Annotated in this window: 11 protein-coding genes; 8 read left to right on the top strand and 3 right to left on the bottom strand. The window is 44.3% G+C overall.

Features of this window, described 5'->3' with window-relative positions:
* Positions 1 to 11 precede the first annotated feature (11 nt).
* Positions 12 to 146, bottom strand: coding sequence for a hypothetical protein (locus CIK89_RS13905; protein WP_256387815.1), 135 nt, complete (start codon positions 144 to 146; stop codon positions 12 to 14).
* Positions 147 to 363: 217 nt separating this feature from the next.
* On the opposite strand from CIK89_RS13905, the gene CIK89_RS13455 reads away from it, so the two are divergent.
* The 4 genes from CIK89_RS13455 (at position 364) to ettA (ending at position 4,774) form a co-directional block, all read left to right on the top strand.
* Complete coding sequence (locus CIK89_RS13455; protein WP_094390123.1) at positions 364 to 555, top strand: hypothetical protein; 192 nt, start codon at positions 364 to 366, stop codon at positions 553 to 555.
* A gap of 94 nt (positions 556 to 649) precedes the next feature.
* Positions 650 to 1,408: a nucleotidyltransferase family protein gene (locus CIK89_RS03845; RefSeq protein WP_094390122.1), complete on the top strand. Its 759-nt coding sequence runs from the start codon at positions 650 to 652 to the stop codon at positions 1,406 to 1,408.
* A 6-nt stretch (positions 1,409 to 1,414) separates the two neighbouring features.
* Positions 1,415 to 3,055, top strand: a complete 1,641-nt coding sequence (gene guaA / locus CIK89_RS03840; protein ID WP_094390121.1) for a glutamine-hydrolyzing GMP synthase — start codon at positions 1,415 to 1,417, stop codon at positions 3,053 to 3,055.
* Between the two features lie 21 nt (positions 3,056 to 3,076).
* Positions 3,077 to 4,774, top strand: a complete 1,698-nt coding sequence (gene ettA, locus CIK89_RS03835) for an energy-dependent translational throttle protein EttA (RefSeq protein WP_094390120.1) — start codon at positions 3,077 to 3,079, stop codon at positions 4,772 to 4,774.
* A 157-nt stretch (positions 4,775 to 4,931) separates the two neighbouring features.
* On the opposite strand, the gene CIK89_RS03830 is transcribed toward ettA, so the two are convergent.
* Positions 4,932 to 5,963 (bottom strand): TerC/Alx family metal homeostasis membrane protein, encoded by a 1,032-nt coding sequence (locus CIK89_RS03830; protein WP_094390119.1) that lies wholly within the window; start codon positions 5,961 to 5,963, stop codon positions 4,932 to 4,934.
* 566 nt (positions 5,964 to 6,529) lie between these two features.
* Here CIK89_RS03830 and CIK89_RS03825 point away from each other — a divergent pair.
* The 4 genes from CIK89_RS03825 to CIK89_RS03810 all read left to right on the top strand — a co-directional run bounded on the left by CIK89_RS03825 (position 6,530) and on the right by CIK89_RS03810 (position 10,019).
* Positions 6,530 to 7,606: an adenine-specific methyltransferase EcoRI family protein gene (locus tag CIK89_RS03825; protein ID WP_094390118.1), complete on the top strand. Its 1,077-nt coding sequence runs from the start codon at positions 6,530 to 6,532 to the stop codon at positions 7,604 to 7,606.
* Positions 7,603 to 8,727, top strand: coding sequence for a DUF262 domain-containing protein (locus CIK89_RS03820; RefSeq protein WP_254046608.1), 1,125 nt, complete (start codon positions 7,603 to 7,605; stop codon positions 8,725 to 8,727). The genes CIK89_RS03825 and CIK89_RS03820 overlap by 4 nt, the downstream gene beginning before the upstream one ends.
* A gap of 101 nt (positions 8,728 to 8,828) precedes the next feature.
* Positions 8,829 to 9,257, top strand: a complete 429-nt coding sequence (locus CIK89_RS03815; RefSeq protein WP_094390117.1) for a hypothetical protein — start codon at positions 8,829 to 8,831, stop codon at positions 9,255 to 9,257.
* A gap of 33 nt (positions 9,258 to 9,290) precedes the next feature.
* A complete protein-coding gene (locus CIK89_RS03810) occupies positions 9,291 to 10,019 on the top strand; it encodes a hypothetical protein (RefSeq protein WP_094390116.1) in 729 nt (242 codons plus the stop codon).
* A 1,203-nt stretch (positions 10,020 to 11,222) separates the two neighbouring features.
* On the opposite strand, the gene CIK89_RS14015 is transcribed toward CIK89_RS03810, so the two are convergent.
* The gene (locus tag CIK89_RS14015; RefSeq protein WP_094390115.1) at positions 11,223 to 15,896 is read right to left on the bottom strand and encodes a glycoside hydrolase family 88 protein; all 4,674 of its coding nucleotides are present in this window, start codon (positions 15,894 to 15,896) and stop codon (positions 11,223 to 11,225) included.
* Between the last annotated feature and the right edge of the window lie 82 nt (positions 15,897 to 15,978).

Here is a 15,978-nt window from a genome sequence, read left to right as displayed (position 1 = left end):
CTACCTTCTATTTAAAGATGCTGAAACATGCGGTCTGCCATCTGCTGATGGGCTGGATGTTTCAGCGTCTTTTGTATAAATACACAGCTGTCAAAATAGACAAACATCTTCTTGCCTCCCCATTCCGTCCTTTGACCTCCCATCATATTCCCATTATTGTCTGTTTGTTTTTGGGAGTTAGTTGGGACTTACTTGGGAGTTTCTTGGGATTTATTTGGAAAATATAATGCACATATTACGTTGATCATAATTCGAAGACATCCCGAATGCATCCCGAAGACATCCCGAATGCATCCCGAAGACATCCCGAATGAATACTATATAAAAAACATGTATTGGATTTTTGCCAACGTGGAAAAGTAAATGAAACCACTCTTGGCGAAAGCAGAAGAATACGGCATGACCAACATCTACTACCAGACCATTACAAATAAAGCACTTTACCACCTGCGTGAACACCGATACTTAGATGCCATTGCTTTCATAGATAAAGAGATCGAGCATGCCCGAAAGCGTTTTTTTCTTTGTATTACGCTCGCTTATTCGTACCTCTGACGCTTTGCGTCGAAGGTACTTGCGCTCGGTAATAAAAGAAAAATCGAGTTTTTTCTTTGTATTACGCTCGCTTATTCGTACCTTTGTAGGCAGAATGAAGCAGGCTATGATATTTGCAGCGGGACTGGGAACCCGACTGAAGCCCTTGACCGACACGATGCCTAAGGCATTGGTGCCAGTAAATGGTGTGCCTTTACTCGATCTTATTATCCGCCGACTGATGACCCAAGGCTACGAACGCTTTGTGGTCAACGTGCATCATTTTGCACAAATGATAATAGATCATGTGGCGCAACAGGACTATGCTCCGCTGGTTCGCATCAGCGATGAAAGCGACATGTTGCTCGATACAGGAGGCGGACTGAAAAAGGCTGCTACATGTTTCGACGATGAGCAATCGCCCATCCTTATTCATAACGTAGATATCCTTGACAATGTCTGTTACGACTGGTTTGCCCGGCAACACAACGACGAAGACGATGCAGTATTGCTGGTAAGTGAACGCAAAACCAAGCGTTACCTGCTCTTCGACAATGCCATGCGCCTGATGGGATGGAAGAATATAGAGACTGGCGAAATCAAAAGTCCCTACGAATATATCCGTCGCACAGGACTCTCACAGCATGGCGAACCGCTCAATATGTATGCCTTCTCTGGCATTCATTCTTTCTCTCCCAGACTGTTCCGATTGATGGAACGCTTCCCCGATAAATTCAGCATTATCGATTTCTATCTCAGCATATGCCACCGTGCACATATATATGGATGCGTCAAGTCTGACTTGAAAGTGCTCGACGTAGGCAAACTCAATGCGCTGGATGAAGCAGAGAAATTTCTAAACAATAATAAATAATACTGTATGCAACAGAAAATCATTATCCTCGACTTCGGAAGTCAGACGACACAGCTCATCGCTCGCCGTCTGCGCGAACTCGACACGTTCTGTGAGATTTTGCCATACAACAAGTTTCCACAGGATGACAAAGAAGTCATCGGAGTGATTCTTGCCGGCAGCCCCTACAGCGTGTACGATCCCGAAGCTTTCAAGGTCGATCTCACACAGTTCCTGGGACGCCTTCCGGTGCTCGGCATCTGCTATGGTGCACAGTTCATTTCCTACAACAACGGTGGAAATGTAGAGCCAGCAGGAAGTCGCGAGTATGGCCGACAGAATCTTACCACCATCAACAAGGAGTGTCCGCTCTTCCGAGGCTTCGACAACAACTCTCAGGTATGGATGAGTCATGGCGATACCATTACCGCCATCCCAACAGGTTCAGAGGTAGTTGCCTCTACCGAAACTGTAGAGAATGCAGCATATTACTGTCCCGATGCCACATTGATGGGATCATACGATGGTCATCAGCCTGTGATGGGTGTGCAGTTCCACCCCGAAGTATTCCATTCGGTTCAGGGCACCCAGTTGCTCAAAAACTTCGTGGTTGATATTTGCGGTGGCCGTCAGGACTGGAGTGCCGACAACTACATCGAGACAACAGTTAAGGAACTGAAAGAGCAGATTGGCAACGACCGTGTCATCCTCGGTCTCTCTGGCGGTGTTGATTCATCCGTTGCTGCCGTACTTCTCAATCGTGCCATTGGCAATCAGCTGACCTGCATCTTTGTCGATCATGGTATGCTCCGCAAAAATGAGTTCTCTCAGGTGATGGAAGACTACAAGGTGCTTGGCTTGAATGTGATTGGTGTAGATGCCAGCGAGAAGTTCTTTGCTGATTTGGCAGGCGTTACCGATCCCGAACAAAAGCGCAAAATCATCGGTCGCGACTTCGTTGAGGTGTTCAATGCCGAAGCTAAGAAGATTACCGATGCCAAATGGCTTGCACAAGGCACTATCTATCCCGACCGCATCGAATCGCTCAACATCACCGGTAAGGTCATCAAGAGTCACCATAACGTGGGTGGACTGCCCGAAGAGATGCACCTCTCACTCTGCGAACCGCTGAAATGGCTCTTCAAGGACGAAGTACGCCGTGTCGGACGCTCGTTGGGAATGCCCGAACACCTGATCACCCGACATCCTTTCCCTGGTCCCGGACTGGCTGTGCGCATACTGGGCGACATCACTCCCGAACGTGTACGCGTCTTGCAAGATGCCGACGATATCTTCATCCGCGGTCTGCGCGACTATAAGGTCAAACTCTCTGGTGATGAAGCACGCCGTGTGCTTGCAGCAGGAGTACCTGCCGAAATGACCGATGGCGAGATAGAAGTATCACTCTACGACCAAGTATGGCAGGCAGGTGCCGTTCTCCTTGCCACGGTTCGTTCCGTAGGAGTAATGGGCGATGAGCGCACCTATGAGCATCCTGTTGCTCTGCGTGCCGTGACATCTACCGATGCCATGACCGCCGACTGGGCACATCTGCCTTACGACTTCATGGCCAAAGTATCTACCGAGATTATCAATAAGGTGAAGGGCGTAAACCGCGTTTGCTACGATATCTCGTCAAAACCACCCGCAACAATCGAGTGGGAATAACCCTAATAACACGACATCAATATGGCAACAGTTGACGACAAGAAGATAATCTTTTCGATGGTGGGAGTGTCGAAAATCATCCCACAAAACCAAAAACAAATACTGAAGGACATCTACTTATCGTTCTTCTATGGCGCAAAGATTGGCATCATCGGTCTGAATGGTGCTGGTAAATCTACGCTGATGAAAATCATTGCCGGACTCGAACAGCCTTCACGTGGTGAAGTGGTATGGAGTCCTGGTTATTCGGTAGGCTATCTGCCACAGGATCCTCCCCTTGACGAACAGAAGACGGTGAAGGAAAATGTGATGGAAGGTGTACAGCACATCTATGATGCGCTCGCTGAATATGAGGATATCAACAATAAGTTCGGGCTGGAAGAGTACTATGGCGACCCCGACAAGATGGACCAGCTGATGCAACGACAAGCCGAGGTGCAGGACATCATCGACTCTACAGATGCTTGGAACATCGACTCCAAACTGGAACGCGCTATGGATGCTTTACATTGTCCGCCGGGCGATTGGGCTGTTACCAACCTCTCTGGTGGTGAGCGCCGCCGTGTGGCGCTCTGCCGTTTGCTACTCCAAAAACCCGATGTATTGTTGCTCGACGAGCCTACCAACCATCTTGACGCCGAGAGCATCGATTGGCTCGAACAGCATTTGCAGCAATATGAGGGTACTGTGATAGCAGTAACCCACGACCGCTACTTCCTTGACGACGTGAGCGAATGGATTCTTGAACTTGACCGTGGCGAAGGTATTCCCTGGAAGGGTAACTATTCTTCATGGCTTGACCAGAAGACTAAGCGCATGGAGCAGGAAGAAAAGACTGCTTCCAAGCGTCGCAAGACTCTGGAACGCGAATTGGAATGGGTGCGTATGGCCCCGAAGGCACGACAGGCTAAGGGTAAGGCACGTCTGAACTCTTATGAGCAGATGCTGAACCAAGAGCAGAAAGAGCGTGAAGACAAGTTGGAGATATTCATTCCCAATGGTCCCCGTTTGGGCAATAAGGTGATAGAGGCTGTGCATGTGAAGAAGGCTTTCGGTGAGAAAGTGCTCTTCAACGACCTCAATTTCATGTTGCCTCCCAACGGCATTGTGGGCGTCATCGGTCCTAACGGCGCCGGCAAGACCACCTTGTTCCGTTTGATTATGGGGCTCGACCAAGCAGATGGCGGCACCTTTGAAGTGGGCGATACCGTGAAGTTGGCTTACGTTGACCAGCAACACAAGGATATCGATCCGAAAAAGACCGTCTATGAGGTTATCTCGCAAGGCAACGAAACGTTGCGTCTGGGCGGTCGCGATGTGAATGCACGAGCTTATATTTCCCGTTTCAACTTCTCTGGTACTGACCAGAGCAAGCTGTGTAGCGTATTGTCTGGTGGTGAACGCAACCGTCTGCAATTGGCTTTGGCATTGAAACAAGAGGGTAACGTGCTGTTGCTCGACGAGCCTACCAACGATATCGATGTGAACACACTCCGTGCTTTGGAGGAAGGTTTGGAGACATTTGCAGGTTGTGCCGTAGTTATCAGCCACGACCGTTGGTTCCTGGACCGTATCTGTACACACATTTTGGCCTTTGAGGGCAATGGCGAAGTATTCTTCTTTGAGGGCAGTTATTCGGAATACGAAATCAACAAAGCCTGCCGCTTGGGTGACACCGAAATCAAGAAAGGCCGTTACCGCAAGTTGATGGAAGAGTAAACAGCCCGTTGTCAACAACATTCTGACAAGTCCACAGGCGTTATTCAGTAACGTAACAATATCCAGCCCGACCGTTGTTCTGTCTATAGGAGCAGTATCAACGGTCGGGCTGAATCTTTATAATCAGACGATTTATACCTGACGTTTTTGGTGACTACTATGACTTCTTCGCAAAAAGTGAAGCACCTATACTTATTCCCAATACTCCCAGTATGAACACAAGAGATGCCACGGCATCTATCTCCACATACTCATGGATAAGCATTTTTACACCAATAAACACCAAGAGCACACATACTCCCAATTTCAGGTATCTGAATTTATCGGATATGGCTGCCAGTAGGAAAAACATGGCACGCAATCCAAGTATGGCAAAAATATTAGAGAAGAACACCACGTAGGGATCAAGCGATACAGAGAATATAGCAGGAATGCTGTCGAAAGCAAATATCAAGTCGCTAAACTCAATAACGAGTACCGTGACAAACAGCGGAGTGAGCAAGAGTCGTCCTGCTCGTCGCACAAAGAACTTATCTCCTTCAAACTGAGTATGTATGCGTCCGGTCTTTGACAGCAGACGAACGAGCGGATGCTTTTCCACGTTCATTTCCGCCTTGTTGTTCCGATTGAGATACATCTTCACACCACTATACACAAGCACTACGCCAAAGACGAGCAATACCCAGTCGAAGCGACTGATAATGGCAGAACCGAGGAAGATAAACACAAAGCGCAATACAATGGCACCGAGTATTCCCCAGTTTAATACATGCTGATACTCATTTTTCCCAACTCCAAACGATGTGAATATCATCATCATGACAAACAGGTTGTCAACAGATAGCGTCTTTTCTATCAGATAACCAGAAATGTATGATACCGTCATGTAATGTCGGTATTGCTGCAAACTCATTTCAAAATCGTCGGGATGGAGTTTCAGGTGTGATGCATACTTCGAAGCAACCGTCTGTAGGTCATTAAAATTCTCTATGCCATGCACCATGTCGCCATGAAACCACAAAAACACAGCGAACAAAAGTGCCAAACCAATCCACACAAAAGTCCATACTGTTGCCTCGCGAATAGATACCACATGAGCTTTTCTGTCGATTACAAACATATCAAGCAGGAGAATAGCGGCTATGAATGCCACGAATCCTACCAAGAACATAGTTTCTGTCATTACCATTTGTTTCTCATTTTATCATTTAGAAAGCGCAAAGTTACTCATTGCATATTACAAACCTGTTACATCAGAGCTTATCATGCTCAATATTTAGTGTTTTTTAAGTACATTTGTCCATACTTCCGTGGTCAATAAAAGAAGTGCTATTTTTATAACATCAGATATCAAACATTATTAAACTGAACGTTGAGTAAACATTTTCCTTTAATTTCTTTGCATTTTCGACACTTATTTGTACCTTTACAACGGATTTCTGCTAGATAGTAGATTTCCAATATCATCGTGGGTATAACAAAGCATTCGCTATTATTTCGCGTTCAGCCAAAAGCGTAGGAAACTATTTGGAAATAAAAACAAGAAATAATTGTGATAAAGGTATTTCGTATAGAATACCTTAATCAGTCAGATATTAGCAATGCATTAACGCAATAGGCGTGATGCATTCTTGTTTGACTGATTGGGGTTTCCTTCCTACGCTGCCTCAAAGCTGAACGCAAAAAGGTGCATCGCGCTCTTTTTGTGTCTTGGCGTGATTGATAGTTAATGCTATTTAATAACTATCAATAACAATGGCAAATAAGAATTTAAGCGATGCAAAAAAAGCAAAGAAGGATGAGTTCTACACTCAACTAACAGACATTGAGTGCGAATTGAAACACTATTGGAAACATTTCCAAGGCAAGGTTGTGCTATGCAATTGTGATGATCCTTACGAAAGTAATTTCTTTAAATACTTTGCTCTTCGATTCAATCAACTGGGCTTGAAAAAGTTAATATGTACATGCTACAATGGATCTCCGATACAAGGAAACGAATTGATGATACATTTCGATTTTCCAGAGGACGAGCCTAAAAAAGTGGCATATAAAGTTGAAATAACAGAAGTAAAAGATTTAAATGGTGACGGAGCTGTAGATCTTGCAGATGTTCGATATCTACTACTAAACGACAAGAATATAATGAATGTTCTTGAGTCTGGGGATTTTCGTTCGCAAGAATGTATAGAACTTCTAAAAGAAGCAGACATCGTTGTAACAAACCCACCTTTCTCTTTATTTCGAGAGTATATTGGTCAGTTAATGGAGTTTAGAAAAAAGTTCATCATAGTTGGACATCAAAATGCTATAACCTACAAAGAGGTTTTTCCTTTATTACGTGACAACTTAGTATGGTTAGGATATGGATTTAAAGGAGCTGCTGCACATTTCTACTCACCATATGATGACGTTGCAACAGCCGGAAATCACAAAGAAAACATGATTCGTGTTTCAGGAGTGAAATGGTTTACTAATTTAGATATTCCTAAAAGGAATGAACAAATGGACCTTGTTTGTCGTTATACTCCAGAAGAGTATCCTACATACGATAACTATAACGCCATAAATATTGGAAGAACCCAAGATATTCCATACGATTACACAGGAATGATGGGAGTTCCTATTACTTTCTTAGACAAATATAATCCTGAACAATTTGAAATAATATGGCAAGCTAGCGGAAATACAAGGGCATCTGCCCCTAAGGAAGTTTTGAAATTACTTGGCTATCGCCCGCATTTAGAAGACAGGGGCGGTTGTGGAGTTGTTAAAGGAAAAAGACAATATAGTAGAATCATTATTCGCAATAAATACCCCCACACATTATGATGACTATAAAACAAATAAATGTAACCGTTGGAGAAATAACAAAAGGTTATACCAACAACGACGAACAAGGAATACGTGGTTATAATGGACTCCTTGATATTCGTCCTCCTTATCAGCGTGAATTTATCTACAGCGAAAAAGAACAACAAGCAGTAATAACTACAGTATTAAACGGTTATCCATTAAACGTAATGTATTGGGTCAAACGAAACGACGATGCTGAATGTCCCTATGAAGTAATGGACGGACAACAACGTACATTATCTTTGTGTGAATACGTGGATGGACAATTCGCATACGATTTTAAGAATTTCTTCAACCTATTACCCGATATTCAGCAAAAGATACTCAACTATCCGCTAACTATTTATGTTTGTGAAGGTGAAGCATCTGAAAAATTAGAATGGTTTAAAACTATCAATATTGCAGGCAAACCACTCAATGAACAAGAAATAAACAATGCGGTCTTTGCAGGACCATTTGTCAGCGATGCTAAACGTCATTTCTCAAAAATAAATTGTGCCGCATACCGTTTAGGAAAAGACTTATTAAATGGGAATACCATCCGGCAAGATTTTCTGAAAAAAGCATTGGAATGGATGGCTGACCACGAAACAAGAAATGGAAAACGCCAAACTCTTGTGGGATATATGGCTGCTCATCAACACGATACGAATGCGAACAACCTATGGTCATATTTCCAAAATGTTTTGAATTGGGCCATCACAAACTTCGATATCAAGAAATACCATAAAATCATGAAAGGGTTAGATTGGGCTTTCTTCTATGATAAATATAGTAACGAAACCTTAGATTGTGCATCAATAAATAAACGAATATCCGAATTATTACGTGATAGTGAGATACAGAAGCAGCAAGGCATCATTCCTTATATTTTAACTGGAGATGAACATTATCTCGACTTGCGGGCATTTCCAGAAGATATTAAATTCTCTGTTTGGGAGAAACAAGACCATAAATGCCGCATCTGCGGTAAAGAGTTCGACTTTGAATTCATGGAAGGTGACCATATCACTCCTTGGAAAGATCATGGTCGTACAAATATCGATAACTGTCAAATGCTTTGTCGTGAATGCAATAGAAGGAAAGGGAGTAAATAAAAAGACATCACCACAAGCCTTGTGTGTTATCTTTTTGTTATGTTATTCATATAAAGTTACTAAATTTGCAAACGATATAGAAATTTCAAAACACTTTTATTATGAAGAAAACATTATTTTTATCCTTTGTTTTTTGTTTGCTCACAACAACAGTTCAGGGGCAAGTTTATCCTGGTGATACTTGGGCACAGTTGCCAACAAGAAACTTGTATGATACTAACATGATGGCTATGTATCTACAAGCATGGGAAGAAACCTCCAGCAGAAGATTAGAACTGTATAATGATTATAAAAATCAAGCTATTGAGGCATATAATGAAGGAGAGTGGGAAGATGCCATTTATTATGTTAACAAAGCACTGAATACGCAATATTATTCTGGACAACTTTATTTTATTCGTGGCTATTCTTATGAACAATTAGGTTATTTTTCTAATGCAAAAAAAGATTATAAGATTGCTAAGAAATGTAATTACCAAGATGCTGCTACAGCTTTAGAGAATCTTAAGGCTAAAAGGAAAAGACGTTAAATAAAATAATATTAGAATTATAAACCAAGTACAATGATTATTAATCTATTATCTAATAATACAAAGAAATTCTGTGTCTTACTAATCGCGTTGTTTGTATCTTCTTATGTGCATGCGCTATCACGAAACTATACATACAATACAATTGAAGAATTAAACAACACAGTTTTCGATATTATTGGGGGGTTCGTTGCAAATCCATGGAATAGTGAAAACAATATGGCTGCCTATAGGGAATTAGGTAAGGCAAAAGACATCTACTCTGATATACTGAACGAGCAGTTTAGCAGTTCTTATTATGGTTCAGATATGAATAGGGAGTTAATCACCGAAATCAAGAAAATGAAGGTCATTACACAAGTGGTACATGACTTCATAAATCCATTAGCTGGATATGCAGGTGGAGGTGTTGATGCTACGTCATTTGAAGCGATACTAAAGCCTTTGCTTATAAAGGCGGGATGGTCATGTAAAATAGTTCCTGTACATTGTCAAGACATTGTGTTTTATGAATTCTCATACAAAGAATTTAAAATATTATTAGCACATAATACAAGACCCAAAGCTAGTCAGCAACAAGAATTTCAAGGTAAGTACCATGACAATGAAGTCAGTTGTAGCGCATATTCAAAAAATAGAAGCCGACGTATTTATGTAGATACAGTTGTTAGAGGCGGAAATTACAAAACTGTGTTTTTTAAGGATGATACCCAAAAAAGCTACGAAAGGCTGTTTAATGCGACTTCCAAAAGATTAGATTAATTTAATCTTCTACAATGCCTCTGTGTATCCTCCCTATTAGTTAGATGTTCTATCGTCTCTCAGTCCGCTATATGAACAGAATGATTCAGTATGAAAATGAGGAATATAATAATATAAGGTTCACGCGTACATACGCGCGCACGCGACATTCGGAATTTGTTAACATCGAACACCAATATGGCATAAACCACTGTTGGATAAACTATTATGCTGGTGTTCGATGCTGAAAACGTTAGGTTATCGAACACCACTTTGCCATCAACCTATTGCAAATGCATGTTTTCTTGAAATATTCTGCTACGCTGCGTAGCATATTGTGAATAGTGTATAGTTGTGCAATATTCCAAAAACGAAAAATTGATGGATATTGAGTAAATACGGTTAGCGCATCAGCATATAGTTATTTGAGTTTTTATAAAATTTCGACCACACGACCACAGATGTCTGCATCATGTTATCAGTCAAACTCTTACACGTGTGGTCGATTCCTCTGATTTGGAATTTACGACCACACTTCGACCACATTTATTGTTAAATGTCATCAACGTGAAACAGCAATGTGAATAAGCTATATCGATGCCTAAATGGGGGTGTGGTGATTATCACAACTTTTTCAAACCTTGATAATATTTTTATCTAACGTTGGATAATACTCTTATCTAACGTTGGATAACACTCTTGTCAAACGTTGGATAACACTCTTATCAAACGTTGGATAATACTCTTGTCAAACGTTGGATAACACTCTTATCAAACGTTGAATAATACTCTTGTCAAACGTTGAAAATACTTTTGTCAAGCGTCAGACAATAGTTTTGCCAAATGTTAGTCAATAGTTTTGCCAACCGTTAGACAATAGTTTTGCTAATCGTTGGACAAACCTTGGCAAAACGTTATCAAAAAATATCGCTCAGTATTATTTCTGAGCGATATTCTTTATATTTTGATAATCATATATGAGTATCGTGGATGCGCTTACAATTTGGTGGTCGATTGGTGGTCGATTGGTGGTCGATGTCTTTATAATCGACCACCGTTTAATGTGTTGATGGATAGCGGGATACATATGTCTGTGGTCGAGTGGTCGAATTTTTCTGAAAACTAAAATAACTGTATGCGACTCTCGCGTGTTATCCTTGTGATGTAATCCACAAAGGCTGTTCCCTGCCTATCTATCATTCGTTTTCAATTATCTATAGCAACTTATTGCATGCGGTTGAAGCCTTCCCAACGCACATTCCATTTGCCATTTTTTGGGAAACCGGGGTTGAGCGGCTGTTGACATCCGTCCCATCCGCAACACATCATGGCAATGGCTGTGAGCAAAGATCCGTTGCCTGGCAGATAAAGTCGCAGACGATCTGGAGTCTGGAAGTTGTGACCATTGGGCAGATAAGTATTCTTCTGTGTATCGATCAGCAATGCCTGAAGTGCGGTTTCGGGTTCTCCCAATCGGGCAGCAGTCATGGCTATCATGCCATAATCCCATCCCCAAGTGGTCCCCCAATGCCAGTTGTGCATCACGGCGTCAAGTGTGTGTCTCATCTTGATGCTGTCGATACCCTGAGTGGGGATGAGGCCGAAAGCACCCAGCACGGCAGGATGGTCGCTGTAGCAATGTTCGTCAAAGCGCGGTTCTTCCTTTGATGGAAGACCTGCCTGATAGATGCCGTTCTTCTCAGGCAATGGTGCAAGTCGCTTGATGATGTTGTCCCAGTCAGCATTACGGCTTTTGCCCATGCGCTCACGCCACTTTTGTGCTACTGTGAGTCCATAGCGCCAGTAACTGAGTTCGAAGGGATGGTTGTAGGAAAAGTCCTTGCGCATACATTCCTGCATGGCAGTGGCGCCAGTGAGTGGAATGTACTGCCCGCCGCGATCGCAGGCTTTGGCAAAGTCTGCCATAAATTCAGCAGTCTGTTCCACATGTTCAGCATAGGTCTTAAGCGTTTGGTCTGATGGGTTGGCACGATACATTTCTTCTGCGAGATAGATGTAATGGGGTTGTTGCCAGAGCAGAAACGAACCAACGTTTGACGGTGCTTCGCCAGCCCAAGGGTCGGTCATCTTCATCCAGCGCAGTCCTTTGAATCCTTGGCGCTTAGCTATATTGCGTGCAACGGGAGCTGCCACATCGTCGTACCAGCGTAACATGCGAGCCACTACGTCGGGTTGATTCCACAGACAGAAATCTACTGCGTGCCACCAAGTCATCTCCAGATGCGGACGACCAAACCAACTGTTGTAGGTCAAACCAGTTTCCTGTGGGGGCATGTTGCCTGCGCAGTTGATATAGGTGAGATATTGTGATAGGACCACGCGACGCTCCAGTTCCTTGGCTCTTGGGTCGGTGCATTGCCCGAAATCAACAAATGCACCTGCTGACCAATGGCGGTGCCAGAATTTCTGGTTGCGCTTCATGTGGTCGGCAAAGGTTTCAGAGGTGGGACGGTCGATGGGGTTAAGGCTGTATTCTGCCGAAAACTCCAACACATCGTCGGTGGTTGACAGGGCATACTGATGGTTGCCCATGGGCTTCAGGTCGGCAATGCCGTTCCATCTCACATATATATAATAGGTGGTGGAGTCGAGTTGATGTTGAATCAGAGCAGATTGTGCATCCTGTTTGACGATTGATGAGGTGTGACGGTCTGTTTTGCTCCAGTCGGCTGCATGGTCGGCATGCTTTCCTGTGGGATAGGGGAGTCGTATGGCAACCTTTGCTTGCTGGTTTTTGAGTAGTGGACTCTTGACGCGTGCTACCAACTGGTCGCGGTCTGGACGGCAGAAAGTGATGACATCAACCGGTTTTCCGTCTGCCAGGAAATGAGAATCAATCTGAGCATCCCAGAGGTGAAGCTCCTGATGAATATCGGTGAGCTGGTTGAGGGCGATGGGATTTGACTGGTTGTCGGTGAGTTGAAGACCGATGGCGCCGAGGTTGAGCCGATGTGGGTTGACGCGGAAATATTCTGTTGCCTGTTTGTTGCGTCCGTTCTGTTTATATTCTACAGCATACACTTCCTGATGACCATGTCCTAAGTCGTAGGATTTTTCAGTATCAGCAGGTGTCAGTTTCTCGGTGTTGGGAAATGAGTGCCAACCCCAATCGGACATGGTGGTGAGGGGGATGCCTTGCTCATAATCGGTGGTGTAACTTTGCAGTCCGGTCACATCGACGGTGGCGGCAAAATGGCCGTTGCCTACTGTGAGCGATGCGAGATTGTCGACTTTGGTGATGATGGGGTTGTTACGAAAAAGAACAGCCTCGCGATTAATCGAGGCTGTTGTATTGTCGGTATCGAAACCAAGCATTTCCATTTCAAGTGATGCCCATATAAATGGTCCTACACCCTTGGCATCGTTGTCTCTGACTGGTTCGCTAAGGTAATATTGGAACGAACCATCGCGCCGTTTGTTCTCTTTGACCTTTGGAGCAGCCTTCAACACTTTGGCGCTGATGCCCGGACCGAGGCCCGCTACCGCACAGCATTGTGTCAGCGAAATGGTCTTGTCGGCATTGACGCGGATGAAGTTGTTGATGATGCCCTTATAGGCTTTGATACCAGCATCACGGTATTTTTCTCCGAGATACCCCTTGCGGTAGGCTTTCAACAGTGCATAAGCAAACATCGACGAACAAGTAGATTCGAGATAGTTGCCTTCACGTTCGGGTGAATCCATTACCTGATACCACACACCAGTCTTTTTGTCTTGCCACTTGATAACAGCATCGAGGTCTTTGCGCAACAGCTCGATGACTTCGCCACGGCGACTGTAGTTCTCAGGTAGAGCATCAAGCAGTTCGATCAGTGCCATGGTGTACCATCCTTGCGCACGTCCCCAGCAATGCTGTGAGAGTCCGGTTTCCTTGTCCGCCCAGAACATCTCGTGTGTTTCGTCCCAAGCATGACGGTTGAGTCCGGTCTTGGGGTCGAATGTGCGCTGGTAGGTTATGCTGATTTGGTTGACCGCATCGTCGTAAATCTTCTGTGCATCTTTCTGCTTCAGCAGGTCGCGAGCGGTAAGTGTGTAGAATGGCAATCCCATGAAGATACCGTCGAGCCATACCTGATAGCTGTAGATGGCCTTGTGCCAATATACTTTGTCGGCAATGGTGCGTGGTTGTTTTTTCAACTGCTTCATCATGAGTTGCATGGCGAGCAGATTCTTTTTCTCTGGTTGGAGTTGGTACATACGTGTTACGAAATGGCCGGTACGTATGTTGTCGAGGTTATAGTCTTCCATACGAAAACCTCGAATTGCTCCGTTTGGGGCAATCATCGTGTCGGTATATTCGCGGCAGTAGGCGAGAATGTCATCGCCGCCGTATTTCAGATATGTATCAAGCATGGCTTCCAGTTCGATACCCATTACATAACTCCATTTGGGTTTGCTGGAAAAATCGAGCAGGTAGGATTTGGGTACACGCTTCATTTCAGAATAAGTGAGCCATTGGCTGTAGTTTTTGAAAGGTTTCTCCTGAAGCGCAAGCGAACCGTTGATGAAGAGATTGTCGAAGCGCACGTCGCGTGTCATGCCTTTGATACTGTTTCCATCGCGTACACCGTTGAAACGGCAGTTCTTTACATTGATGTCATATACATAGCAGGCAGTGTCGAGTGCGATAATCTGCACACCGTATTGTGATTTCTCACAAGTGATGTTTTCGATATTGATATTGCGTACGGTGGGGATGTATCCACGACAGCAAATCTCGTTGTGCTCGTAGTCGAGGTTGATTTTCAGTACGCTTTCCTTGCAGACACCCACTTTGATGTTGCGGGCATTGATGTTTTCGATGATACCGCCACGGCAAGTATTGGTCTTGATGCGTACCACACGCTCCAGTTCGGGCGAGTCCATCACGTTGTTCTCGGCATAGACGTTGCGGCATCCGCCCGATATTTCAGAACCGATAACCACACCACCGTGACCGTTTTTCATCTCACAGTTGCGGATGATAATGTTCTCACTGGGGCGATCCCAAAGGCGTCCGTCACGGTTGCGCCCACTCTTAATGGCAATACAGTCGTCGCCAGTATTGAAATAACAGTTTTCTATCAGCACGCCATCGCACGACTCAGGGTCGCATCCATCGCCGTTAGGACCGTCGTTGATAATCTTCATACCACGTACGGTGATGTTTTTCGATAGCAGGGGATGAATCACCCAGAATGGAGAACGCAGCAGGGTGAGGTCTTCCAAGAGGATGTTCTCACACTGGTTGAAGTTGATAAGCTGTGGGCGCAGACCGTCATTCTTGGTGAAAATGCGCTCGTTCATATCAACACCGTCTTCTGCTTGCTTCAGCAATCGGGCACGGGTGCCACTGCGCTGGTTGGGCAGTTTGTCGGGTGCACCTCCGAAGTAGGGTACGCCCGTCCATTGCCACCATGTTTCTTTCGAGCCGCCACCATCGATAGTACCTTCACCAGTCACAGCAATGTTCTGCTGCTTGTAGGCATAGATGCATGGACTGACGTTGTGGCAATCGAGACCTTCCCAACGTGTAGGCACCACGGGGTAGAGGTCTGGTTCAAACACAAACTGCAACTTGGCGTCTTTCTCCACTACGAGATTGACGTTTGACAACAAGGTGATGGCACCTGTGAGATAGGTACCTGCCGGTACGATGACGCGGCCACCACCTTTCTTAGAACAAGCCAGAATGGCCTTGTTGATGGCTTTCTGGTTCTTGGCAGCTGTGTTTCCTGTCTTTGCACCATATTTGGTGATGACAAAATCACGTTCTGGGAATGTCGGAGCCTTAATGCTCTGTTCGATGCGCTTATACTCATTGTCGTCCCAGGCTTTGGCCTGTGCGGCGATGGGTACAATGATGGCTACGAACAATAATTGTAGTAGTCTTTTCATTATTTTGAGTGTTTTAGTAGATTTTTCGGTGCAAAGATAAGCATTTTATTTGGAAATAAGTCAAATATGTATTACTTTTGTG

The sequence above is a fragment of the Prevotella sp. P4-119 genome, assembly GCF_002251345.1.
GTDB lineage: Bacteria > Bacteroidota > Bacteroidia > Bacteroidales > Bacteroidaceae > Prevotella.
Note: the sequence above shows the minus strand (reverse complement) of the source record. Positions and strands in the feature narration are given on the sequence as shown.